The following is a 23,874-nucleotide window of genomic DNA, read 5'->3' on the forward strand; positions in this document are numbered from 1 at the left end:
TTCACAACCATCGGTTGTTCACTAAGGTGGATCGGCGTGGACCTCGAAGCAGTACGTACCTTCGTCGCGGTCGTGGAAGCGGGCCAGTTCCAGAAAGCCGCCGCCGACCTGTCGGTCACCCAGCAGGCCGTCTCCAAACGTATCGCCGCGCTGGAGCGCACCCTCGGCGTGCGGCTGTTCACGCGTGCCGCACGCGGCGCCGAGCTCACCATCGACGGGCAGGCATTCCTGCCCCACGCCCGTGAGCTGCTGCGCGTCGCCGAGCGTGCGGGCGCGTCCGTGCGCCCCGGCTGCCGGCCGCTTCGCGTCGACGTGATCGCCTCGCGCAGCGCGCAGTCGGGCCTGATGCGTGACTTCCACCGTGTGCACCCCGACATCGACCTCGACGTGATGATGCTGGTCGACATCGAGACGGCTGTCACCGCCATCCGCTCCGGTGCCATCGACGCGTCCTTCCGCGCCGTCGCCGCGCCCGGCCGTCCCCTTCCCGAGGACTTTGTCTCCGTCCGGGTGCTCGACGAGCCGCTCCACCTTCTCACCGGCCCCGCCCACGCACTGGCGGGCGCCCGGTCCGTGACCCTCGCCCAGCTCACCGGGCACCGGATCTGGATGCCAGGCATCGCCCCCGGTACCGAGTGGGGCGCCTACTACGACGACCTCGTCGCCGAGTTCGGCCTCACCATCGAGGTGACCGGCCCCAACTTCGGCTCCGATGCCCTCCTCGACACCATCTCCGACACCCCGGCCCTGGCCACCTTCATGGGCGGGCACAGCCGCCTGATCTGGCCCGCCGGCCACGGCCTGCGCCGCATCACGGTCACCGACCCGACGCCCGTCTACCCGCATTCGCTCCTCTGGCACCGCGACAACCCCCACCCGGCGCTTGCCACTCTCCGTACCCACCTCGCCGCCACAACGGCCGGTCACGGCGCCACCGGGACCTGGGTACCGGGATGGGTGATTCCGCGCTGACCGCCCACGTCCAGGCGCAGGGCCCGGCGCAGGCGGTCAGGGGCGATCCGCAAGGTCACCGGTGGGCTGGTTTCCTCGGGGTACCGGCGACAGCTGGCAGCCGCACAGGAGAGCCCACCGGTGTGCCGCCGCCGGCAGTCCGATTACGCCACGAATGCAGGCCGGGGCAGCCCTGACCTGCCCCTTGCCCTACGAAGCCGTCCGCACCTGTTCGTGGTTGTCGTAGGGCCGCGTGATGATCTCCATGCCGTGACCGGCCGGATCCATGAAGTAGAGGCCGCGCCCGCCGTGGTTGTGGTTGATCTCCTGAGGCTGCTTCCGCTGCGGATCGGCGTAGTACGCGATCCCGCCCTCCTGGATCCGCGCGAAGGCCGCGTCGAACTCCTCGTCGGAAACGAGGAACGCGTAATGCTGCGTGACGATCGACTCCGCCGGGATGGCGGCGAAGTCCAGAGTGACCCCGTTGCTGGTGGCGACCGGAATGAACGGGCCCCACTCGGTCCCGGCCTCGAGCCCCAGGATGTGCGCCAGGAATTCGGCCGACTCCCGGTTGTCCCGGGCATGGATGATGGTGTGATTCAACTCGACTGACATGTGTGGAATGCCTCCGTAAGGCAGTCTCACGGGCGCCTCCATGCCTCACCCGACCGGTGACCGACACGCGATGCCGTGCCCACGATGCTATGCAACACCGCGCAGGGCGTCGAGGGCCGCCCTCGACGGCCGCCCGGCGTCCACGCGTCGTCCGGACTCGGCTCATGCTTCGTCCCGGTGGGTGAGGTGGCCGTCGGTGAGCCGCCAGTAGTGCTGATGGGGAGTCAGTCGCCATGTCTCGTCGGCAGTGATCGCCTGTGTGATCCATGCGCGGAGTTGCGGGAGGGCATGCGCGCGCAGAACAGCGCGGGTGGCCGCACGTCGAGCGGCGTCGACCGGGTGGATGTCTATGTGGATGCCGACCATGTCCGGGTGGATGCCGCCGCCGTGGTTGCGGGGGTCCGGAGCGACCCACGCCGCTCCTACGACGATGGTCCCGCTGTCATGCCCGGTGAGGAACCGCAGCTCCTTGACGCGGGTCATGTGGGGGCCGAGACACTCGTTGATGTCGGTGGTGGTCAGTGGCCAGGCGCGGTGCCGGGGCAGTCTTCGATTGCGTGCGGACATGGCAAGCACCATGGCAGACGCCACCGGCGGCTCCCGCGGGTGTTCGGTCCTCCGGCGTGGTCGTGGGAGCGGCCGAGGTGGGGGCCGCTCCCGGAGCCACGACAGACACGGACTCTTCGTCGTCCTGTTCGACGCCCCGATGTTCCTCGCGCCGCCTCATATCTGTTCCGGCCTCGCGGTACTGGCCGCCCGCCGGGCCGGGTGCGCGACACGGGTGCGGAGTACCGGCTCCCGGCCCCTGCGCATACGGTGCTGTCGTGAATTCTGCCGAGACAGCACCGGCCGCGGCTCGGTCCCGGGCCCGGCTCGCGGCCTCCGGTGCCGCCCTTCTTGTTCTTTCGCCGTTTGCCGCCCGGTTGATGGCCCTGGCGGGCATGGTGCCCACCGGTGCCTCGGTGGCCCTTGCGCTGACGGCGGGACCGGCCGGATTCCTGCTGCTCCAGGTGCTGTGCGAGGAAACGGGACTGGTTCAGTGCTCGATGTCGCGTGTGACGGCCCGCACGCTGACCGGAGTCCGGGTGCTGGACCTCACGGACATCAGGGACGTCAGGCTGCTCACCGCCTTCACCCGTGGCGGGAGGGCTTCCCATGCCGTAGTGGTGCGTGACGGCAACGGCGTGCGCGTCGGTCTCACCTCGGTCAGAGGCCGGCGTGCGTTGGTGCGCGCATTGCGGCGGACCGGTGCCGACCGGCAGAGCGAACCGCGCGTCAGTGCGGCTGCCCGTGCGCACCTCGGCCTGGGGGACCGAGGACATCGCACGGTTCACACGGTGATCGCCCTTGCTCTGCAAGTCGTCCTTCTCGCGCTCTACGTGGTGCTTGTTCTCGGACTCGCGGGGCTGCGGTGAAGCAGAGCGGTTCCTTGACCCGAGGACCCGTTTCCCGAGGACGCGTTTCCCGAGGACGCGTTTCCCGCGGAACGCGAGAACGGCTCCGGACGGTCGTTCGACGCGGTTTCCCGGGCGGGGGAGCCGGACTTCCTCGGACTGCCGCCCCGGGTGCGGCGGAAGCGGATCGGGGGACGTACGGGCGGCTCGGAGCCCGGTGGCACGCGCGGTGTTCGAAGGAGCCGTTCCCACCCCGCGCAAGCTTGTTCGACACGATGGAGAGGGTCCTTCCGCGGGCCGCTCGTCACCGGTCAATCCGGCGCTGACCTGCGGCTATGGCTGGTCTCCTGCTGACTCGCCGACCAGCAGCAGGCGTCTGACCTGCATAAACCCCAAAGCGGGGCTATAACAGCCTGATCACGTGATTGCATCGGGAAGCCCTGCCCGGCAATTCGGCGACCCGCGACGTGCCATCATCGAGCATCGATCGACCAGTCCGAGTTGGGAGGGCGCGTGGCGATGGAGGCCGGCCCTCGCGACACAGAACAAGACGCACCGGACACGCAGCACGAGGCAGGACATCTGAGCCCCGACGGGCCCGATGAACTCGCCGTGACTCCCGAGGTCGAGGTCGAGCTGCGCCCCGCCCGCCGGCTGCGTATCTGGCAGCTCGCGCCGATCGTCATGCTCGCCGCGCTGGGATCGCTGATGTTCGCCTTCCCGCTCGCCTTCGAGGTGGGAGACGGCGGCCCGGTGGTCGCGATGCTGGGGTTGCTGATCAGCTGCTGTGCCGCGGGCTGGGGCATGATGGCCGCCCGCCGCGTCGGGTACACCTGGCCGGGACTGCCGTCCCGGGGCTCCGGGGAACGGGCCGACTGGCGGGTGATCGCGCTGTACGTGGCTGTGGGTGCCGCCCTGGTCGCGCTGGCCGTCTGGCGCGTGGCACGACTGCAGAACTGAGGACCGGGCCGCGCGACGGCGCGGCCGGCGATCCCCGTCCGGCTCACCCCGAGGCGGGCCGATTCCCCGGGCTGTCGGTACGGGCTCGTACAGTTGTCCTGTGACCACCTCGCAGATCGCCTTCCTCAAGGGCCACGGCACCGAGAACGACTTCGTGATCGTTCCCGACCCCGACAACGCCCTCGACCTGCCCGCGTCCCTCGTTGCCGGGCTGTGCGACCGCCGCGCCGGCATCGGCGGTGACGGACTGCTGCACGTCGTACGGTCCGCCGCGCACCCCGAGGCGCAGGCCATGGCCGACGAGGCCGAGTGGTTCATGGACTACCGCAACGCCGACGGATCCGTCGCCGAGATGTGCGGCAACGGCGTACGGGTCTTCGCCCGCTACCTCCAGCGCGTCGGCGCCGTGGAGGAGGGTGACCTCGCCGTCGCCACCCGCGGCGGCGTGAAGAAGGTGCACCTCGCCAAGAACGGCGACGTGACCGTCTCGATGGGCCGCGCCCTGCTTTCCGCCGACGGCGTCACCGTCACCGTCGCGGACCGCAGCTGGGACACCCGCAACGTGAACATGGGCAATCCGCACGCGATCGCGTTCGTCGACGACCTGGCCCACGCCGGGGACCTGTTCGTCGAGCCGTCGTTCGCGCCCGCCGCCGTCTACCCCGACGGGGTCAACATCGAGTTCGTCGTGGACCGAGGGCCCCGGCACGTCGCGATGCGGGTCCACGAACGGGGCTCGGGCGAGACCCGCTCCTGCGGCACCGGTGCCTGCGCCGTGGCCGTCGCCTCGGCCCGCCGGGACGCGGCGGACCCCGCGGTGACCGGGGCCCCGGTCACGTACACCGTCGATCTGCCGGGCGGCACCCTGGTGATCACCGAGCATCCGGACGGTGAGATCGAGATGACCGGGGCGGCGGTGATCGTCGCCGAGGGCATGATCGATCCGGCCTTGCTCGCAACGCTCACGTCCTGAGGGCTGTCCCGCCAGGAACTGCGGGACAGCCCTCAGGCCGTCGCTCGAATGGGTGATCCGTTTCACGCTGGGCGAGAGCGGGACTCCGCCACGTGGTGGGGTCGGTAGCATCAAGCACCGGACCGAAGGCGCGACCGCGCTTTCCCACCGCCGGTCGACGCTGCCGGAGGTGCCCCATGAGTGCAGAGGCCACCAACCCAGGTGCTCCCATTCGCAGGCGGGGCCGTCCCCGGATCGATCTCCGTCGGCTTGGCCGGGTCGCCCTGCTCGGCCCGGTCTCCCGGGACCGGCTGCCGGACGCCATCGGCCATGTCGCCGAAGCGCACCGGGCCCACCATCCCGATGCCGATCTCACCGTGCTGCACCGGGCCTACGTCCTCGCGGAGAGCTCGCACCGCGGCCAGATGCGCAAGAGCGGCGAGCCCTACATCACGCACCCGCTCGCGGTCACCCTCATCCTCGCCGAGCTCGGTGCCGAGACCACCACCCTGACCGCCTCTCTCCTCCACGACACCGTCGAGGACACCGAGGTGACTCTCGACCAGGTGCGGGAGCAGTTCGGCGAGGAGGTCTGCTACCTCGTCGACGGCGTGACCAAGCTGGAGAAGGTCGACTACGGGGCCGCCGCCGAGCCGGAGACCTTCCGCAAGATGCTCGTCGCCACCGGCGACGACGTCCGGGTCATGTCGATCAAGCTCGCCGACCGGCTGCACAACATGCGCACACTCGGCGTGATGCGTCCCGAGAAGCAGGCCAGGATCGCCAAGGTCACCCGCGACGTACTGATCCCGCTCGCCGAACGGCTCGGTGTCCAGGCGCTCAAGACCGAGCTGGAAGATCTCGTCTTCGCCATCCTTCACCCCGAGGAGTACGCACACACCCGCGCCTTGATCGCCGACGCGACGGCGAAGACCGCGGCGGACCCGCTCACCGCCATCGCGGGCAACGTCGCCGGGGTGCTGCGGGAGGCCGACATCACCGCCGAAGTGGCCGTCAGACCGCGCCACTTCGTCTCCGTGCACCGCGTCCGGATCAAACGCGGCGAACTGCGCGGCAGCGACTTCGGGCGTCTGCTGGTACTCGTCGGTGAGGACGCCGACTGCTACGCGGTCCTCGGCGAACTCCACACCTGTTTCACCCCGGTGATCTCCGAGTTCAAGGACTTCATCGCCTCGCCCAAGTTCAACCTGTACCAGTCGCTGCACACCGCGGTGGTGGGTCCGGACGGCGAGGTCGCCGAAGTCCTCATCCGTACCCACCGCATGCACAAGGTCGCCGAGGCCGGCGTCATCGCGCTCGGCAATCCCTACGCCGCGGACGGCACGGCACCGAGCACCGAGCCCGCCGACGGCGAACGGGCCGACCCGACCCGTCCCGGCTGGCTCTCCCGGCTCCTCCAGTGGCAGCAGTCCGCTCCCGACCCCGACACCTTCTGGACCACCCTGCGCGCCGATCTCGCCCAGGACCGCGAGATCACCGTCTTCCGCACCGACGGTGCCACGCTCGGCCTGCCCATGGGCGCCACCTGCGTCGACGCCGCCTACGCGCAGTACGGCGACGCCGCGCACAGCTGTATCGGAGCCCGGGTCAACGGCCGGCTGGCCACCCTCGGCACCGTGCTCGGCGACGGCGACACCGTCCAGCCGCTCCTCGCCGAGGACGCCGCGTCCGGACCCTCGCCCGACTGGCTCGACCACGTACGGACGCCCACCGCCCGCATCGCCATCACCGGCTGGCTCGAAGCCCATCCACAGGCACCGGAACCCGCCGCCGGAAGCCGGTATGACAGCCGCAGGCCCGGCTCGCCGCCGGCCCGGCCCCCCCGGCCCGGATCGCCCGGTGCGGACAGCCGCACGGTGAGCGCGCTGGTCGAGCGGCCCGACACCACCGTGCGGCTCGCGGGCTGCTGCACCCCCGTGCCCCCCGACGATGTCACCGGATTCACGGTGCGTGGCGGAGCCGTCACCGTCCACCGGCTGGAGTGTCCTGTCGTGGCCAATATGGAGGCCGTGGGCCGGGAGCCGGTCGCCGTGCGCTGGGGCGACGCGGCCGAATGCCGGGTGACCCTGGTCGCGGAGTCCTTCGGCCGGCCCCGGCTGCTCGCCGATCTCACCGAGGCGATCGCGGGCGCGGACGCGGCCATCATCTCCGCCACCGTCGAACCCCCCAGCGAACAGCGCGTGCGCCACACATACACCCTGCAGCTCCCCGATGCCGCCGGACTGCCCGCGCTGATGCGCGCCATGCGTGACGTACCGGGGGTGTACGACGTGAGCCGTGCCCAGCACCCGGCCGCGGCACTCTGACCGGGCGACGGCACCGCCGACGGCGGCGGACCTCGTTCGGGTGGCGCGGCGCGCGCCGTCCCATCACGGCGGGGCGGCGCTGGTAGCCGTAGTCCATGCCGTTCCTCTCCCGCCGTCTTCGGGCCACCCTGCTGGCCACCGCATCGGCCACCCTCGTCGCCGCAACCCTGCCCGCACCGGTGCCCCTCGGCATCGGGGACCCGCTCTTCCCGAATCTCGGCAACCCCGGATACGACGTACTCGCCTACGACATCGGCCTCAGCTACGAGGGCCGCAACAGTGAACCGCTGGACGCCGTCACCACGATCGACGCGCGGACGACCGAGCCGCTGGACCGGATCAACCTCGATTTCACCCGTGGCACCGTGCGGTCGGTCGAAGTCAACGGTCTGAGCGCCGAGTTCGCGACCCGCGACGAGGACCTGATCATCGAGCCACCGGGCAGCCTGCCGGCAGGAGTGCCCCTGCGCGTCACCGTCCACCACACCAGTGACCCCTCGGGCGAACAGGACAGCGGCGGCTGGGTGCGGACCGCCGACGGGCTCGTGATGGCCAATCAGGCCGATGCCGGGCACCGGGTCTTCCCCAGCAACGACCACCCCGCCGACAAGGCGTACTTCACCTTCCGCGTCACCGCCCCCAAGGATCTGACGGTGGTGGCCAACGGTCTGCGCACCGGGCTGATCAGGCACGGTGACCGCACCACCTGGACCTACCGCACCGATCACCCCATGGCCACCGAACTGGCCCAGGTCGGCATCGGGCGGTCCACCGTCGTCGAGCGCACCGGTCCGCACGGACTGCCCGTGCGCGACGTCGTCCCGGCCGCCGACCGGGAGAGGCTCGAACCCTGGCTGCGGAAGACCCCTGGCCAGCTGGAATGGATGGAGCGGCAGGTCGGCCGCTACCCGTTCGAGAACTACGGCCTGCTGGTCGCCGACACCGAGACCGGGTTCGAGCTGGAGACCCAGACGCTCTCCCTCTTCGAGCTCCGGCTCTTCACCGACAGCGGATTTCCCTCGTGGTATGTCGACTCGGTCATGGTCCACGAGCTCGCCCACCAGTGGTTCGGCGACAGCGTCTCCCCGCGTGCCTGGTCCGATCTCTGGCTCAACGAGGGGCACGCGAGCTGGTACGAGGCCCGCTACGCCGAGGAGCACGCCGGCAAGCCGCTGGAGCGCCGGATGCGCGACGCCTACAGCCGGTCGGACGGCTGGCGTGCCGGGGGCGGTCCGCCGGCCCGGCCCGCCCCGCCGGCACCGGGCGAGAAGATCAGCCTGTTCCGGCCGGTGGTGTACGACGGAAGCGCACTGGTCCTCTACGCGCTCCGCCAGGAAATCGGCAACGGCGCCTTCGACCGCCTGGAGAGGCTCTGGGTGCGCAAGCACCGCGACTCCAACGCCGCCACGGCCGACTTCACCGCCCTGGCGTCCCGGGTGGCCGGACGCGACCTGACCGCGTTCTTCGACGGCTGGCTGTACGGGAAGAAGACGCCGCCCATGCCGGGGCATCCCGACTGGCGCAGCGCGACACCGGCGCGGCAACGGTAAACCCGCGTGACGGGCCGGTCCCGCCATGCCACTATCGACGAGTCGCGGCAGCGTCCGGACCGGAGAATTCCCCCTCGGGAATCATCCCGGGAGGTCACACGTTGTGACAGTTGTAACGGACTTCTATCGACGTAAGGATCCAATGACCTCCTCTTCTTCCCTTCCCCAGGACGCGCAGAACGCGCAGAGTGCCACGGAGAACGTCACCGAGAGCCTCACCGAAAGCCTTCGGGCGGACGCCCTGATGGAAGAGGACGTCGCCTGGAGCCACGAGATCGACGGAGCGCGGGACGGTGAACAGCTGGACCGCTCCGACCGTGCCGCGCTGCGGCGTGTGGCCGGACTCTCCACCGAGCTCGAGGACGTCACCGAGGTCGAGTACCGCCAGCTGCGCCTGGAGCGCGTCGTACTGGTCGGTGTCTGGACCTCGGGCACGGTGCACGACGCGGAGATCTCCCTCGCAGAGCTTGCGGCACTCGCCGAGACGGCCGGAGCCCAGGTGCTCGACGCCGTCTTCCAGCGCCGCGACAAGCCCGACCCGGCCACCTACATCGGTTCCGGCAAGGCGCTCGAACTGCGCGACATCGTGCTCGAAACAGGGGCCGATACCGTGGTGTGCGACGGTGAGCTCAGCCCCGGCCAGCTGATCCATCTCGAAGACGTCGTCAAGGTCAAGGTGGTCGACCGGACCGCCCTGATTCTCGACATCTTCGCCCAGCACGCCAAGTCCCGTGAGGGCAAGGCGCAGGTCTCGCTGGCACAGATGCAGTACATGCTGCCGCGGCTGCGCGGCTGGGGTCAGTCGCTCTCCCGTCAGATGGGCGGCGGCGGTTCCAGCGGCGGTGGCGGTATGGCGACCCGTGGTCCCGGTGAGACCAAGATCGAGACCGACCGGCGACGGATCCGCGAGAAGATGGCGAAGATGCGCCGGGAGATCGCGGAGATGAAGACCGGCCGCGAGATCAAGCGCCAGGAACGCAAGCGCAACAAGGTGCCTTCGGTCGCCATCGCGGGATACACCAACGCGGGCAAGTCCTCGCTGCTCAACCGGCTGACCGGTGCGGGTGTGCTGGTGGAGAACGCCCTGTTCGCCACCCTGGACCCGACCGTGCGCCGGGCCGAGACGCCGAGCGGACGGATCTACACGCTCGCCGACACCGTCGGGTTCGTACGTCATCTGCCGCACCACCTGGTCGAGGCCTTCCGCTCCACCATGGAGGAGGTCGGCGAGTCCGATCTCATCCTGCACGTGGTGGACGGCGCGCACCCGGTGCCGGAGGAGCAGCTGGCGGCGGTGCGCGAGGTCATCCGCGAGGTGGGCGCGGTGAACGTGCCCGAGATCGTGGTGATCAACAAGGCGGACGCGGCCGACCCGCTGGTCCTTCAGCGACTGCTGCGCAACGAGAAGCACGCGATCGCGGTGTCGGCACGGACCGGTGCCGGTATCGACGAGCTGCTCGCGCTCATCGACAGTGAGCTGCCGAGGCCGTCGGTCGAGATCGAGGCGCTCGTGCCGTACACCCAGGGCGGACTCGTCTCCCGGGTGCATGCCGAGGGCGAGGTGATCTCCGAGGAGCACACGTCGGAGGGCACGCTGCTCAAGGCGCGGGTGCACGAGGAGCTTGCTTCGGACCTCGCCGCGTTCGTACCCGCGGCGCACTGACCGCAGCACAGACGGAAGGTCCGCTCCCTCGCGGTGAGGGAGCGGACCTTCCGTCTGTTGTGACGAGGCTCGGGCTGCTACTCGCTGCCGAACTTCTCGCTCATCATCGTGAAGATCTGCTCGGCACCGTCGCCCAGGCGCGGTCCGGCCAGCCAGCCGGCCGTCGCCGGTCCGATGGAGGTGTTGGAGGCCAGCGCGAGCTTGCCGTCGTCACCCTCGATGAACCAGCCACCGCCGGAGGAACCACCGGTCATCGTGCAGCCGATGCGGTACATCGACGGTGTGGCGGGGCTGATGGAGAGCCGGCCGGGACGGTCGACGCACTTGTGCATGATCAGACCGTCGTACGGCGGGGCGGCGGGGTATCCCCAGGCGCCCATCGCGCTGATCCGCGCGGTCTCGGGGGCGTCGAAGTCGACCGGCAGGGCGTTGCCCACGGTCTCCTCCAGGGACTTGGTGCCGCGCTCCGGCTTCACATGCAGGACCGCGTAGTCGTACGGGGCGCCCTCACCGCCGGTGGGGCCGCCGTCGGCCAGCCACTCGCCGGAGGTGCTGACCCAGTCCGCCCAGTAGGCGCCGTAGGGGGCGACCTCCTGCGGCTGCGCGTTCTTCAGCGCCGCGGCGTTCTTGCCCTTGTCGTTGTAGGCGGGCACGAAGACGATGTTGCGGTACCAGCCGCCCGCCGCGCCGGCGTGGACGCAGTGGCCTGCCGTCCACACCAGGTTGGACCTGCCCGGGTTCTTCGGGTCCTTGACGACCGTGCCCGAGCAGACCATGGAGCCCTTGGGGGAGTCGAAGAACACCTTCCCGACCGGGGCCGCGTAGTTGTGGTACGGCGTCTTCTCGCGCTCTGCCGTGACCGGAGCAGGTTCCGGGTCGCTGACGCCCTGGGCCCCGGAGAGGTCGCCGGCCGACATCGTCTTGGCCGGGTCCTTGGCCTCCTTCATCCGGTCGGGCTTCCACAGCCCGTCGATGACCGGGTTGACGAAGTCCTTGGCCTCACGCAGCCACTTGTCCTTGTCCCAGTTCTTCCACTCGCCGCCCTTCCACTTGTCCAGGTCGACACCGTGCTTCTTCAGGGTGTCGGCCAGGTCGGCGGGTATGCCGCCGCCGGAGGCCTCGTCACTGGCGGACGCGGTGGCGGCAGGCTTGTCGGACGCGGTGTCCTCGCTCGGCCCGCAGGCTGTCGCCGTCAGCGCGAGGGCGGCGACGAGGCCGGTCGCGGCGAACAGCGGACGTATTGATCGCATGAAAAAGACTCCCCCTGAAAACGTACTAATGGCATGAACGCGTCATGCCGTATGCCGGACTGGCCGGCTGTCGGTGATGCGCGGGGACCACCCTAGGGTGTCCCTGAGGGCGGTCGTCGCCACCGGGCCGTGCGGCCCGCGGCCCGCGGAGCCGCAGCGGCCCGGCCAGGGGCCTTCGGGCGGAGGACATCCCGCCCGAAAGCCCCTGGGGCGGCGTCGAGCGCGGTCCGGGAGCGGCGATCCCGCTCCTACTGCCCCGCGTACTTCTTGCTGACCGCGTCGTAGACGCCCTTGGCTTCCTTGCCGAGACGGGGTCCGGCCAGCCAGCCGGCCGTCACCGGTCCGATGGAGGTGTTGGAGACCAGCGCGGGCTTGCCGTCCTGCCCCGCCGCGACCCAGCCACCGCCGGAGGAACCGCCGGTCATCGTGCAGCCGATGCGGTACATCGTCGGGTCGTCCTTGGTGAGCGAGAGCCGGCCCGGCTTGTCCTTGCACTGGAAGAGCTTCTGGCCGTCGTACGGCGGAGCGGCCGGGAAGCCGGTCGCCGTCATGTCCGCGATCTCGGGCACCGCCGGTGCGTTGAACTCGACGGGAAGCGCCGAACCGACCGTCTCCTCAAGGGACTTGCCCGTAGAGCCCTTCTCCGGCGTCACGTGCAGCACGGCGAAGTCGTACGGGGCACCCAGCCCACCGACCGAGGCGCCCTGGTCGATCCACTGCTCGGAGGTCTCCGCCCACGAGCCCCACCACACGCCGTACGGGGCGACCTTCTCCTTGGGCGGGTTGTTCCGGAGTTCATCGGTCGTCAGACCGCTGTCGTTGTACGACGGCACGAAGGCGATGTTGCGGTACCAGCCGCCCTTCTTGCCCGCGTGCACGCAGTGGCCCGCGGTCCACACCATGTTGGACTTGCCGGGGTGCGCGGGGTCCTTCACCACGGTCGCCGAGCAGACCATCGAGCCCTCGGGGCCGTCGAAGAACAGCTTCCCCGATTCGGCGGCGTTGTCGTGGTACGGCGTCCGCACACCAACGGCGCGGACCGGGGCGGGTGTCGGGTCCGTCACGCCCGCGTCGCCGGATATGTCGTTGTCGACCGGCTGCTCGGGCGCCTTGTCGGCGTCGCGCATCCGGTCCGGGTCCCAGAGGCCCTCGATGATGGGGTTGATGTAGTCCTTGGCCTCACGCAGCCACTTGTCCTTGTCCCAGTTCTTCCACTCGCCGCCCTTCCACTGGTCGAGGTCGATCCCGTGTTCCTTCAGCCGGTCCTTCAGGTCATCCGGAATGGAAACCTTGCCGTCCGACGTCTGGCCTGCGGAACTGCTGCTCGGCCCGGCGCTCGCATCGTCCTCGCTCGGCCCGCAGGCCGTCGCGGTGAGGGCGAGAGCGGCGGTGACCGCCGCGGCGGCAAGCACGGGGGAGGGGAAGCGGCGAGCGCTTCCCCCGCGGCGTGCGGTGAAGCCTGGTCGAATGATGCGCATCTGGTGATCCCCCTGGGACTTCGTCACTCAAAGCTTCTGTAAGGAACTTCTGTACCAACGCACTTCCGGACGGCACCCGGGCCGGCCCCAACGGGCGGCAACGCGTGTGCCTTTCCGGGCATGCCGCCGCGGCCGGAGATGTTCCGGAGCCGCGGCAAGGTCCCCCACTATGCCGGTGCAGTTGTGGACGGCGTGCGGCAGGGGCCTGGTTCCGGCCCGCAAGGATCTCCGGACTTACCCGTGATCCTCCGCGCCCGGCGTCGTTGGTACATACGGGGGACACGGAGACAGGGTTCACCCCCGCAGTCCGTCCTTGCGGAATCGTGCTGACGTGCAACGCAACTGTTACAGCGGGAGGATCAACAGCCGTGGCCGTGACCGAACCAGCTCCGGCACCACCACTCGCGCCGCACGAATCGCCGCACGAAGCGCCGTACGAAGGCATCCTGCGTCGCCAGTCGCTGCGTGAATCGGCCGCCCGGACCTACGCCCGTTCGCTGCCGATCGTGCCGGTACGGGCACGCGGACTGACCATCGAGGGAGCGGACGGGCGGCGTTACCTCGACTGTCTGTCAGGAGCCGGGACACTGGCCCTCGGACACAACCATCCGGTCGTCCTGGAGGCGATCAAGAAGGTCATCGACTCGGGTGCACCCCTGCATGTGCTCGATCTGGCCACTCCGGTCAAGGACGCGTTCACCACGGAGCTGTTCTCCACCCTGCCGAGGGAGTTCGCGGACAACGCGCGGATCCAGTTCTGCGGGCCGGCCGGCACCGACGCGGTCGAGGCGGCGTTCACCCTCGTCCGCGCCGCCACCGGCCGCAGCGGTCTGCTCGCCTTCACCGGCGCGTACCACGGCATGACCGCGGGCGCCCTCGCCGCTTCGGGGGGTGCCGAGGACGTACGGGTGACCCGGCTTCCGTTCCCGCAGGACTACCGCTGCCCCTTCGGCACCGGCGGCGAGCACGGCGCGGAGCTGTCCGCGCGCTGGACCGAGAGCGTGCTGGACGACCCCAAGAGCGGAACACCCGCACCGGCCGGCATGATCCTCGAACCCGTCCAGGGCGAAGGCGGCGTCAACCCCGCCCCCGACGGCTGGATGCGCCGGATGCGGGAGATCACCACGGCCCGGTCCGTCCCCCTGATCGCCGACGAGGTACAGACCGGAGTCGGCCGGACCGGTGCTTTCTGGGCCGTCGGGCACAGTGGCATCGTCCCCGACGTGATGGTGCTGTCCAAGGCCATCGGAGGTTCCCTCCCCCTCGCCGTGATCGTCTACCGCTCCGAACTCGACACCTGGCAGCCGGGTGCCCACGCCGGCACCTTCCGGGGCAACCAGCTCGCCATGGCCGCCGGCACCGCCACCCTCGCTCACGTGCGGGAGAACCGGCTCGCTGACCGGGCCGCCGTCCTCGGCGCCCGGATGCTGGCGAGCCTGCGATCACTGGCCTCCCATCACCCGTGCGTCGGCGACGTCCGCGGACGGGGCCTGATGATCGGCGTGGAACTCGTCGACCCAGAGGCCGCCCCGGTGGGCGCGGCGGGCGAGGCACCGCCGGATCCCGTCCTTGCCAGGGCCGTCCAGCAGGAGTGCCTGCGCCGGGGGCTCATCGTTGAACTCGGTGGCCGCCATTCCACAGTCGTACGCCTGCTCCCACCCCTCACCATCACCGACGAACAGGCGACGGCGGTCGTCGACCGCCTGGCCGACGCCCTGGCAGCCGCCGAAAGCTCACCGCACCGACGGACCGCGACCGGGTCGATCCGCTGACCCCGGAAACCATCACAGGAAAGACCGCCGTGAACCCCACCCCCACGCCCGAGGCCGACGGCCCTCCCTCCAGCCACCACAGGGGAGAGTCCGGAACATCCGGCCAACTCGCTGTCGAGGCATCGACTGTGCCGCGCCAGAAGGAGATGCCGCACAGTCCGTGGCACCTCCACCGGACGGTGATCCCCTGCCCCGCACCGGTACCCGACCCGTTGGATCACCCCGATCCGCTCCGGGCCGCCGACGCGGCGGGCATCGAGAACCTGCTGCGTTGCTGGGTCCGTGAATGTGATCTGCCGAGCCCGGAGGGGGAGACCCTTCGCGTCCCGCTCCCCGCGAGCGGTACCGCCCTGCTCGTCCCCGTCCGCCACTGGTCCGCCACTGGCTGGCACCGTTTCGGGCCGCCCCGCCTGGAACAGGTCCCCGAGGACGCGCCCACTGCCGACGCCGTCACGGTCGCAGCCCTCCTGGGCCGCGAGGCCGGACATCACGAGGGCGCGGACATGGTGGCCAGGGTGGCCGACTCGGTGCGGCGGACCGCCGGATTCATCGAAGGACAACGGCGCCGTCCCGCCGCGCCCGCCGAGGCGGACCTCTTCCTCACCGCCGAACAGTCGCTCCTCCTGGGCCACCCGCTCCACCCCTCGCCGAAGAGCCGGGAAGGCCTCTCGGACTCGGAGTCCCTCCTCTACTCACCCGAGTCGCACGGCTCCTTCCCGCTCCACTGGATGGCCGTCGACCGGTCCGTACTGGCCACCGACTCCGCATGGACCGACCACGGCCGTCCGGTCCCGGCCGAGGAACTGGTGGCCCGCCACGCCGAGGGCCTGCGTCTCCCGGCACACACGACACCGATCCCGCTCCACCCCTGGCAGGCCCGCGAACTGGCGATGCGCCCCGAAGTCGCCGCGCTCGCCGACTCCGGCCTGCTGCACGACCTCGGTCCGCACGGCGCGCGCTGGCACCCCACCTCCTCGGTGCGCACCGTGCAACGTCCCGGCGTCGACCTCATGCTGAAGCTCTCCCTCGGCGTACGCATCACCAACTCCCGCCGGGAGAACCTCCGCAAGGAACTCCACCGGGGAGTGGAGGTCCACCGGCTGCTGCGGAGCGGACTCGCCCGCCAGTGGCACGCGGTCCATCCCGGATTCGACATCGTCCGGGACCCCGCCTGGCTCGCGGTGGACAGCCCTGAGGGCGAGCACATCCCGGGCCTCGACGTCATGCTGCGCCACAACCCCTTCCACCGGTACGACGACGCGGTCTGCATCGCCGGGCTCACCGCGCCGAGGCCCTGGCCCGACCGGGCCGGCATGCGGTCCCGTCTGGCCGACATCGTGTGCCGCCTCGCCGCTGCCACCGGCCGGACCACGACGGCCGTCGCAGCCGAGTGGTTCCTGCGCTACCTGGACCGGGTGGTGCGGCCGGTGCTCTGGCTCGACGGCAAGGCGGGGGTCGCCCTCGAAGCCCATCAGCAGAACACCCTGGTCCTGCTCGACGCCGAGGGCTGGCCGACCGGTGGCCGCTACCGGGACAATCAGGGCTACTACTTCAGGGAGTCCCATCGCGCCGCCCTCGACCGCAGGCTCCCCGGCATCGGAACGGACAGCGACACCTTCGTCCCCGACGCCGTCACCGACGAGCGCCTCGCGTACTACCTCGGCATCAACAACGTGTTCGGACTGATCGGGGCGTTCGGCGCCCAGCGGCTGGCCGACGAGCAGGTCCTCCTGGCCGGCTTCCGGCGCTTCCTGGGATCGGCCACCGCACTGGGCTCCCCGCTTCCCGCACAGCTGCTGGAATCCCCGCGTCTGCGCTGCAAGGCCAACATGCTGACCCGCCTGCGCGGCCTCGACGAACTGGTCGGGCCGGTGGACACCCAGTCCGTCTACGTCACCATCACCAATCCCCTGTGCGGCTGAGGAACCCACCCCGTCCCGGCCGGCACGGCGACCGTTGAACCCGTCCCGGCCGGGACGCCGTCCCTCACCCCCGTCCCGGCCGGGACGCCGACCGACGAGAGAGGAGAGCGGCACCGTGGCTTCCGCCGATGCGCCCACCGACCCCGGGCCCCGTCCCGCTTCCCGGGCCGGGCCGGGCACCGAGGACAGGCTCGGTCTCCCACTCACCGCCGAACTGCTCACCCTTCTGGGGGAGAAGACCCCCGTGCCCCGGCACGGGCGGCAGGACGCCGGTCTGCTCGGCCGGCCGGAGGAGTGGAAGCCGGTCACCACCCGGGCCGGAGTGTTCCAGCTGGTCCCCGTGCGTCTGGAGCGCGATCTCCCCTTGATCAGCCGCTGGATGAACGACCCCGCCGTCGCGGCCTTCTGGGAACTCGCCGGAGCCGAGACCGTCACCGCCGCCCATCTGATGCCCCAACTCGAAGGCGACGGACGGAGCATCCCCTGTCTGGGGGTGCTCGCGGGCATTCCGATGAGCTACTGGGAGATCTACCGGGCCGACCTCGACCCCCTGGCCCATCACTACCGGGTCCGGCCGTACGACACCGGGCTCCACCTCCTCATCGCCGGCGCGGACCGGCGGGGCCACGGCATCGGAACCACCCTCCTCCGGGCCGTCTCCGATCTCGTCCTCGACAACCACCCGCACTGCACCCGCGTCGTCGCGGAGCCCGATCTCCGTAACACCCCGTCCGTCTCCGCGTTCCTGAGCGCCGGTTTCCTCTTCTCCGCCGAGGTAGAACTCCCGGACAAGCGGGCCGCGTTGATGGTCCGCGACCGAGCACACCGTGACCAGATGTGAACGATCCGCTGCCCCGCCCACACCGCTCGACCCCCGTCGGTTCCCACCCGAGGAGTCCCTGTGCCGAAATATCCCCTGAGCCGTGATGCGATCCAGTCGCCCGCGCTGTTCAGCCCCCCGGAGCTGAACCGGGAGGTCTGGGACCGGGCCGCCGCCCGGTTGCTGGCCAAGATGCTCGGCGAATTCGCCTACGAGGAAGTCATCCAGCCCGTTCGACGGTCCACCGGTGGTGATACGTACACCCTCGGTCTCGACGACGGCGGCAGCCTGAGCTTCACCGCCCGGCGGGGGGTCTACGGCAGCTGGCGCGTCGCCCCCGACTCGATCCGTGAGGCGAGCATCGCGGCGACGGAGGCGGACGCGGCCGCCCGTGGCGTGAGCGGTACGTCGATGGAGGCGGACGCGGCGGCCCGTGGCGTGAGCGGTACGTCGGCGGAGGCGGAGGTGACCGCCCATGGCATGAGCATCGCGGTGGCCGACGAGGACGCGACCGCCGGTACCGGCGGCCGGGCAGGCACGCGGGCATCGGCCGAGGACCGGATCGAGGGCAGCGTCCCCTTCGGTGATCCTCTGCTGTTCCTCGCCCGCGCCCGTCGTCTGCTCGGGCTGGACGGTGCCACGCTCGGCCATCTCGTCCGCGAGCTCACCACCACGCTCACCGCCGACGCCCGCCTCGACCACGGTGCACTACGCGCCGCGGAGCTGGCCGATCTCGACTACGCCGAACTCGAGGGCCACCAGACGGGCCATCCCTGGATCGTCGCCAACAAAGGGCGGCTCGGCTTCTCCGCAGCCGACGCGGCCCGATTCACTCCCGAGGCCCGCACACCGGTCACGCTGCCGTGGATCGCCGTCTCCTCCCGGATCGCCGCCTACCGGGGCGTGGGTGCGCTCGCCGACGCCGGACAGCTCTACGCCCAGGAGCTGGACTCATCCGTCCGCGCGTCCTTCGCCGCCACTCTGCGCGGCCGGGGTCTGGACCCGGACGGCTACTACTGTCTGCCGGTCCATCCCTGGCAGTGGGACGAGTGGATCGTTCCCCTGTTCGCCCCCGCCATCGCCGCCGCCGACATCGTCCCCCTGCACACCGACCCGGACCTGCGTCTGCCGCAGCAGTCCATCCGCACCTTCGCCAACCTCGCACGGCCCGACCGGCACACGGTCAAGCTCCCGCTGTCCATCCTCAACACGCTGGTCTGGCGGGGCCTGCCGAGCGAGCGCACCCTTGCTGCACCCGCCGTCACCAGCTGGGTGCACGGGATACGGGACCACGATCCCTTCCTGCGCGACACCTGCCGCGTCATCCTCCTCGGCGAGGTCGCCTCGGTCACGGTCGAGCATCCGCTCTACGACCACCTTCCGGAGACGCCGTACCAGTTCAAGGAGATTCTCGGAGCGATCTGGCGCGAGCCGCTCCTGCCGCGCCTCGCGCCCGGCGAGCGGGCCCGTACGCTCGCCTCGCTGCTGCACACCGATCCGGAGGGCCGGGCCTTCACCGCCGAGCTGGTCTCCCGCTCCGGGCTGACGCCCACCGCATGGCTCACCCGGCTCTTCGCCGCCCTGCTCCCGCCGTTGCTCCACTTCCTCTACCGCTACGGCACGGTGTTCTCCCCGCACGGCGAGAACGCGATCGTCGTCTTCGACGACCACGACATCCCGGTGCGGCTGGCGATCAAGGACTTCGTCGACGACGTGAACATCAGCGCCCAGCCACTGCCCGAGCACGACACGATGCCCGAGGACGTGCGTCGCGTCCTGCTCACCGAGGAACCCGCCTTCCTCACCCAGTTCATCCACTCCGGTCTCTTCACCGGCGTCTTCCGCTTCCTGTCACCGCTCTGCGAGGAACAGCTCGGCGTCCCGGAGAGCGAATTCTGGTCACTCGTCCGGGCGGAGATCCTGCGCTACCACGCACACTTTCCCGAACTGAAGGAACGGTTCGAGATGTTCGACATGCTGACGCCCCGCATCGAACGCCTCTGCCTGAACCGCAACCGCCTGCACCTGGACGGCTACCGCGACCGGCCCGCGCGTCCGCACGCCGCGGTCCACGGCACGGTGGCCAATCCGCTCCACCCCTCGCCCTGAGTCCGGGAGTGACTGTTGATGTCAGCGGCGCCCCGTAGGCTGGTCGGGCTATGACGAAGCCATCCCTCCCCGAGCTCCTGCACGCCGCCGTGACCGCCGTCGGCGGTACGGAGCGACCCGGCCAGGCCGCCATGGCCGGCGCTGTCGCCGAGGCGGTCGACGACAATTCCCACCTGCTCGTCCAGGCGGGCACCGGCACGGGCAAATCGCTCGGCTATCTGGTGCCCGCCCTGGCTCACGGCGAGCGCGTCGTGGTGGCCACGGCGACGCTGGCGCTCCAGCGCCAGCTCGTGGAGCGCGACCTTCCGCGTACGGTCGACGCCCTGCATCCGCTGCTGCGCCGCCGCCCGCAGTTCGCCATGCTCAAGGGCAGGTCGAACTACCTCTGTCTGCACCGCCTCCACGAAGGTGTGCCGCAGGAGGAGGAAGAGGGGCTCTTCGACCAGTTCGAGGCGGCGGCCCCGTCGAGCAAGCTCGGTCAGGACCTGCTGCGCATGCGGGACTGGGCGGACGAGACGGAGACCGGCGACCGGGACGACCTCACCCCCGGTGTCTCGGACCGGGCCTGGGCGCAGATCTCCGTCTCCTCCCGCGAGTGCCTGGGCGCCACCAAATGCGCCTACGGGGCCGAGTGCTTCGCCGAGCAGGCCCGGGAACGGGCCAAGCTCGCCGACGTGGTGGTGACGAACCACGCGCTCCTGGCCATCGACGCCATCGAGGGCGCCCCGGTGCTCCCGCAGCACGAGGTGCTGATCGTCGACGAGGCGCACGAGCTGGTCTCCCGGGTCACCGGAGTGGCCACCGGTGAGCTCACCCCCGGCCAGGTCAACCGCGCGGTACGCCGCGCGGCGAAGCTGGTCAACGAGAAGGCCGCCGACGCCCTGCAGACGGCTTCTGAGGGATTCGAGCGGGTCATGGAGCTGGCGCTGCCCGGCAGGCTGGAGGAAGTGCCCGAGGACCTCGGGTATGCCCTGATGGCGCTGCGCGACGCCGCTCGTACGGTGATCACCGCGCTCGGTTCCACCCGTGACAAGTCCGTCCAGGACGAGGACGCGGTCCGCAAACAGGCGATGGCTTCGATCGAGTCGATCCACGGCGTGGCCGAGCGCATCACGCAGGGCTCCGAGTACGACGTCGTCTGGTACGAGCGCCACGACCGCTTCGGCGCCTCCGTGCGGGTCGCACCGCTCTCCGTCTCCGGGCTGCTGCGCGAGAAGCTCTTCGCCGACCGCTCCGTGGTCCTCACCTCGGCCACGCTCAAACTCGGCGGGGACTTCAACGGGGTGGGTGCGTCCCTGGGGCTCTCCCCGGAGGGCACCGCGGGCGATGATGTCCCGCAGTGGAAGGGGCTCGACGTCGGTTCGCCCTTCGACTACCCGAAGCAGGGGATCCTCTACGTCGCCCGGCATCTGGCGACCCCCGGGCGCGAAGGCTCCCGCACCGACATGCTGGACGAGCTCGCCGAGCTGGTGGAGGCCGCAGGCGGGCGCACGCTGGGACTGTTCTCCTCCATGCGAGCAGCCCAGGCCGCAGCCGAGGAGCTGCGGAGCCGGCTGGAGAAGCCGATCCTGCTCCAGGGCGAGGAGACGCTGGGGGAGCTGATCAAGAATTTCGCGGCCGACCCGGAGACCTGCCTCTTCGGCACGCTCTCGCTCTGGCAGGGCGTTGACGTCCCCGGTGCGAGCTGCCAGTTGGTGATCATGGACCGGATTCCGTTTCCACGGCCCGACGATCCATTGATGAGCGCACGGCAGAAGGCCGTCGAGGAGGCCGGGGGGAACGGCTTCATGGCCGTGGCCGCCACGCATGCGGCACTGCTGATGGCCCAGGGAGCCGGTCGTCTCGTCCGCGCCATTGGGGACAAGGGGGTCGTCGCGGTGCTCGACCCACGCCTGGCCAATGCCCGGTACGGCAGCTATCTGCGGGCCTCGCTGCCCGACTTCTGGTACACGACCGACCCGAACCAGGCCCGTCGCTCGCTCGCGGCGATCGACGCTGCGGCCAAGGCCGAAGCGAAGTAGTCCCGGGGCGGTCCGTAGGAAACGTCCAGGGCCCCCGGAATCCGTACCGCGGATACCAGGGGCCCTGTCGGACCGGGGGGCCTGTCACACCCTGCGGAGCACCGCCACGACCTTGCCGAGGATCGTCGCCTCGTCGCCGGGGATCGGCTGGTACGCGGAGTTGTGCGGGAGCAGCCACACATGGCCGTCCTCGCGCTTGAACCGCTTGACCGTGGCCTCGCCGTCCAGCATGGCGGCCACGATGTCGCCGTTCTCCGCCACGGGCTGGCGTCGCACGGTGACCCAGTCCCCGTCACAGATCGCCGCTTCGATCATCGAGTCGCCGACGACCTTCAGCACGAAGAGCTCTCCGTCCCCGACCAGCTGACGGGGGAGGGGGAACACGTCCTCGACCGATTCCTCGGCGAGGATCGGCCCGCCGGCCGCGATCCGGCCGACCAGCGGGACGTACGATGCCGCGGGCTTGCCGGTGGTGTCCGTGGGCTGTGTGCTGGGCTGGTCGGAGCCGCGCACCTCGTACGCCCGCGGGCGATGGGGGTCGCGGCGCAGGAATCCCTTGCGCTCCAGAGCCATCAGCTGATGCGCGACGGAGGACGTGCTGGAGAGGCCCACCGCCTGACCGATCTCCCGCATCGACGGAGGGTATCCGCGCCGTTGCACGGAGTCCCGGATGACCTCGATCACTCGCCGCTGCCGGTCCGTGAGCCCCGAGCTGTCCGCCCGGATTCCGGGAGGTCGTCCGGGCAGCGAGCGCGCTGGTCGCGCGGGCTCCTGCCCCTCCGTGTTCGTGACTGAGTCATTCATGGCATGCACCGGCTCGAGTCGGCTCTGCGAGCGGTCCTGGGCAGTGATGATGGCACTGTCTGCGCTGGTGGTCACGTCGGCCCCTCTCGAATGGTCTCCCTAGCTGGACAACGGTAGTAGCTTTCGAAAGGTTGCGCCAAACACACGTTCGAGTGAAAAACGAATAAAAGTCTCCCGGGTGCTCGGGTGCGGGTGTATGAGCGAAGTCGGGAGAGATGTTCCGTCGCCGGGCCGGGCTGTCGTGTCGCGTGTCACCGGACGACCGGCATTTCGGACCATGACGGTAGCGTCCGCCCCTTCGGCGGTGGTGTGCGGGGTCGCCCTGTGCGCGCCCCCGCGGCCTTCCGCGCGGCTTCGCGGGGGCTGCCCCCGCACTCGGCGCCTCCGGCCGCTTCCCGTACCCTCGTGGTCGGCCGTACGCTGCCTTCCGGCCGCCCGCGGCGCACGACACGCGCTAGGGCCAAATGCGCGGCCAAACCCAAGATCTAGTGGTTGGATTGCTTCAGCCGCCCAGAGGTTGTGGTCCCCGTCCATCGGGGGTGTGGCTATCGCCTATGCTTGAGACCGCTTCGAAGGCCCCTCGCCGGGCCTGAAGAGGCTATTCAGTCGTGCTGTGAAGGAGGGTTGGGAGCCATGCACTGCCCCTTCTGCAGGCACCCCGACAGCCGGGTCGTCGACAGTCGCACCACCGACGACGGGACCTCGATCCGCCGACGTCGCCAGTGCCCCGACTGTTCCCGCCGTTTCACCACGGTGGAGACCTGTTCGCTCATGGTGGTCAAGCGCAGCGGTGTCACCGAGCCCTTCAGCCGTACCAAGGTCATCTCCGGCGTGCGCAAGGCGTGCCAGGGAAGGCCGGTCACCGAGGACGCCCTCGCCAAGCTCGGTCAGCGGGTCGAGGAGGCGGTGCGCGCCACCGGCAGTGCCGAGCTGACCACTCACGACGTGGGGCTTGCCATCCTCGGGCCGCTGCAGGAACTCGACCTCGTCGCGTATCTGCGGTTCGCGTCCGTCTACCGGGCTTTCGACAGCCTCGAGGACTTCGAGGCCGCCATCGTGGAACTCCGCGAGCGACGGCCTCACGTACAAGCTTGCGGGACCGGTGAGACCGTTGAGGTTCCCGTTCCCGCCGTCGCCGCCGACTGAGCGGCACTCGCCGGACCCGCTGATCCGAGGATCTGCCGTGGGTCGGCACGTAGACCTGCTCCGGATGCTGTGCGTGGCGTCCGAAGCATCAGACACACACTGTGCCCGGGGAAGTTCTCGGCACTTCAGGGCGTTTTTGC

Annotated in this window: 18 protein-coding genes; 13 read left to right on the forward strand and 5 right to left on the reverse strand. The window is 70.3% G+C overall.

What is annotated here, in order from left to right; translation table 11 throughout:
- Positions 1-36: 36 nt before the first annotated feature.
- Entirely contained in the window at positions 37-972 is a 936-nt protein-coding gene (locus ACZ4LX_RS31350) for a LysR family transcriptional regulator (protein WP_467641560.1), read from the forward strand.
- Positions 973-1,161: 189 nt separating this feature from the next.
- On the opposite strand, the gene ACZ4LX_RS31355 is transcribed toward ACZ4LX_RS31350, so the two are convergent.
- Both ACZ4LX_RS31355 and ACZ4LX_RS31360 read right to left on the reverse strand, forming a co-directional pair.
- Complete coding sequence (locus ACZ4LX_RS31355) at positions 1,162-1,566, reverse strand: VOC family protein (protein WP_467641557.1); 405 nt, start codon at positions 1,564-1,566, stop codon at positions 1,162-1,164.
- 162 nt (positions 1,567-1,728) lie between these two features.
- Entirely contained in the window at positions 1,729-2,133 is a 405-nt protein-coding gene (locus ACZ4LX_RS31360; RefSeq protein WP_467641554.1) for a hypothetical protein, read from the reverse strand.
- Between the two features lie 257 nt (positions 2,134-2,390).
- Here ACZ4LX_RS31360 and ACZ4LX_RS31365 point away from each other — a divergent pair, with 257 nt between their 5' ends.
- The 6 genes from ACZ4LX_RS31365 (at position 2,391) to hflX (ending at position 10,412) form a co-directional block, all read left to right on the forward strand.
- Complete coding sequence (locus ACZ4LX_RS31365) at positions 2,391-2,981, forward strand: hypothetical protein (protein ID WP_467641551.1); 591 nt, start codon at positions 2,391-2,393, stop codon at positions 2,979-2,981.
- 498 nt (positions 2,982-3,479) lie between these two features.
- Positions 3,480-3,920 carry a hypothetical protein gene (locus ACZ4LX_RS31370; protein WP_467641698.1) on the forward strand — a complete coding sequence of 147 codons (441 nt, stop codon included), beginning with the start codon at positions 3,480-3,482 and terminating at the stop codon, positions 3,918-3,920.
- 100 nt (positions 3,921-4,020) lie between these two features.
- Entirely contained in the window at positions 4,021-4,893 is an 873-nt protein-coding gene (gene dapF, locus ACZ4LX_RS31375) for a diaminopimelate epimerase (RefSeq protein WP_467641548.1), read from the forward strand.
- A 176-nt stretch (positions 4,894-5,069) separates the two neighbouring features.
- The gene (locus ACZ4LX_RS31380; RefSeq protein ID WP_467641545.1) at positions 5,070-7,199 is read left to right on the forward strand and encodes a RelA/SpoT family protein; all 2,130 of its coding nucleotides are present in this window, start codon (positions 5,070-5,072) and stop codon (positions 7,197-7,199) included.
- 95 nt (positions 7,200-7,294) lie between these two features.
- On the forward strand, positions 7,295-8,749 hold the full coding sequence (locus ACZ4LX_RS31385) for a M1 family metallopeptidase (protein WP_467641542.1): 1,455 nt from the start codon (positions 7,295-7,297) through the stop codon (positions 8,747-8,749).
- A gap of 142 nt (positions 8,750-8,891) precedes the next feature.
- Positions 8,892-10,412: a GTPase HflX gene (gene hflX / locus ACZ4LX_RS31390; protein WP_467641539.1), complete on the forward strand. Its 1,521-nt coding sequence runs from the start codon at positions 8,892-8,894 to the stop codon at positions 10,410-10,412.
- A gap of 77 nt (positions 10,413-10,489) precedes the next feature.
- Here hflX and ACZ4LX_RS31395 read toward each other — a convergent pair whose 3' ends face one another.
- Positions 10,490-11,662, reverse strand: a complete 1,173-nt coding sequence (locus ACZ4LX_RS31395; protein WP_467641536.1) for a trypsin-like serine peptidase — start codon at positions 11,660-11,662, stop codon at positions 10,490-10,492.
- A gap of 248 nt (positions 11,663-11,910) precedes the next feature.
- Positions 11,911-13,140, reverse strand: a complete 1,230-nt coding sequence (locus ACZ4LX_RS31400) for a trypsin-like serine peptidase (protein ID WP_467641533.1) — start codon at positions 13,138-13,140, stop codon at positions 11,911-11,913.
- Positions 13,141-13,508: 368 nt separating this feature from the next.
- On the opposite strand from ACZ4LX_RS31400, the gene ACZ4LX_RS31405 reads away from it, so the two are divergent.
- From ACZ4LX_RS31405 to ACZ4LX_RS31425, 5 genes are all read left to right on the forward strand, one after another.
- Positions 13,509-14,912 (forward strand): diaminobutyrate--2-oxoglutarate transaminase family protein, encoded by a 1,404-nt coding sequence (locus ACZ4LX_RS31405; protein ID WP_467641530.1) that lies wholly within the window; start codon positions 13,509-13,511, stop codon positions 14,910-14,912.
- Between the two features lie 29 nt (positions 14,913-14,941).
- Positions 14,942-16,834: an IucA/IucC family protein gene (locus ACZ4LX_RS31410; protein WP_467641527.1), complete on the forward strand. Its 1,893-nt coding sequence runs from the start codon at positions 14,942-14,944 to the stop codon at positions 16,832-16,834.
- A 115-nt stretch (positions 16,835-16,949) separates the two neighbouring features.
- A complete protein-coding gene (locus ACZ4LX_RS31415; RefSeq protein ID WP_467641524.1) occupies positions 16,950-17,675 on the forward strand; it encodes a GNAT family N-acetyltransferase in 726 nt (241 codons plus the stop codon).
- A 60-nt stretch (positions 17,676-17,735) separates the two neighbouring features.
- Positions 17,736-19,763 (forward strand): IucA/IucC family protein, encoded by a 2,028-nt coding sequence (locus tag ACZ4LX_RS31420; protein ID WP_467641521.1) that lies wholly within the window; start codon positions 17,736-17,738, stop codon positions 19,761-19,763.
- 50 nt (positions 19,764-19,813) lie between these two features.
- Positions 19,814-21,784, forward strand: a complete 1,971-nt coding sequence (locus ACZ4LX_RS31425) for an ATP-dependent DNA helicase (protein ID WP_467641519.1) — start codon at positions 19,814-19,816, stop codon at positions 21,782-21,784.
- Positions 21,785-21,868: 84 nt separating this feature from the next.
- Here ACZ4LX_RS31425 and lexA read toward each other — a convergent pair whose 3' ends face one another.
- On the reverse strand, positions 21,869-22,663 hold the full coding sequence (gene lexA / locus ACZ4LX_RS31430) for a transcriptional repressor LexA (protein WP_467641516.1): 795 nt from the start codon (positions 22,661-22,663) through the stop codon (positions 21,869-21,871).
- 558 nt (positions 22,664-23,221) lie between these two features.
- Here lexA and nrdR point away from each other — a divergent pair.
- Positions 23,222-23,734: a transcriptional regulator NrdR gene (gene nrdR, locus ACZ4LX_RS31435; protein ID WP_467641513.1), complete on the forward strand. Its 513-nt coding sequence runs from the start codon at positions 23,222-23,224 to the stop codon at positions 23,732-23,734.
- The last annotated feature ends 140 nt before the right edge of the window (positions 23,735-23,874 follow it).

It is taken from the genome of Streptomyces sp. NPDC026062, assembly GCF_055568375.1.

Coding starts and splice junctions, on each gene's coding strand:
- hflX (WP_467641539.1), top strand. CDS start 8,892: ATGACCTCCTCTTCTTCCCTTCCCCAGGACGCGCAGAACGCGCAGAGT.
- ACZ4LX_RS31370 (WP_467641698.1), top strand. CDS start 3,480: ATGGAGGCCGGCCCTCGCGACACAGAACAAGACGCACCGGACACGCAG.
- ACZ4LX_RS31395 (WP_467641536.1), bottom strand. CDS start 11,662: ATGCGATCAATACGTCCGCTGTTCGCCGCGACCGGCCTCGTCGCCGCC.
- ACZ4LX_RS31385 (WP_467641542.1), top strand. CDS start 7,295: ATGCCGTTCCTCTCCCGCCGTCTTCGGGCCACCCTGCTGGCCACCGCA.
- ACZ4LX_RS31360 (WP_467641554.1), bottom strand. CDS start 2,133: ATGTCCGCACGCAATCGAAGACTGCCCCGGCACCGCGCCTGGCCACTG.
- ACZ4LX_RS31400 (WP_467641533.1), bottom strand. CDS start 13,140: ATGCGCATCATTCGACCAGGCTTCACCGCACGCCGCGGGGGAAGCGCT.
- ACZ4LX_RS31425 (WP_467641519.1), top strand. CDS start 19,814: ATGACGAAGCCATCCCTCCCCGAGCTCCTGCACGCCGCCGTGACCGCC.
- ACZ4LX_RS31355 (WP_467641557.1), bottom strand. CDS start 1,566: ATGTCAGTCGAGTTGAATCACACCATCATCCATGCCCGGGACAACCGG.
- nrdR (WP_467641513.1), top strand. CDS start 23,222: ATGCACTGCCCCTTCTGCAGGCACCCCGACAGCCGGGTCGTCGACAGT.
- ACZ4LX_RS31380 (WP_467641545.1), top strand. CDS start 5,070: ATGAGTGCAGAGGCCACCAACCCAGGTGCTCCCATTCGCAGGCGGGGC.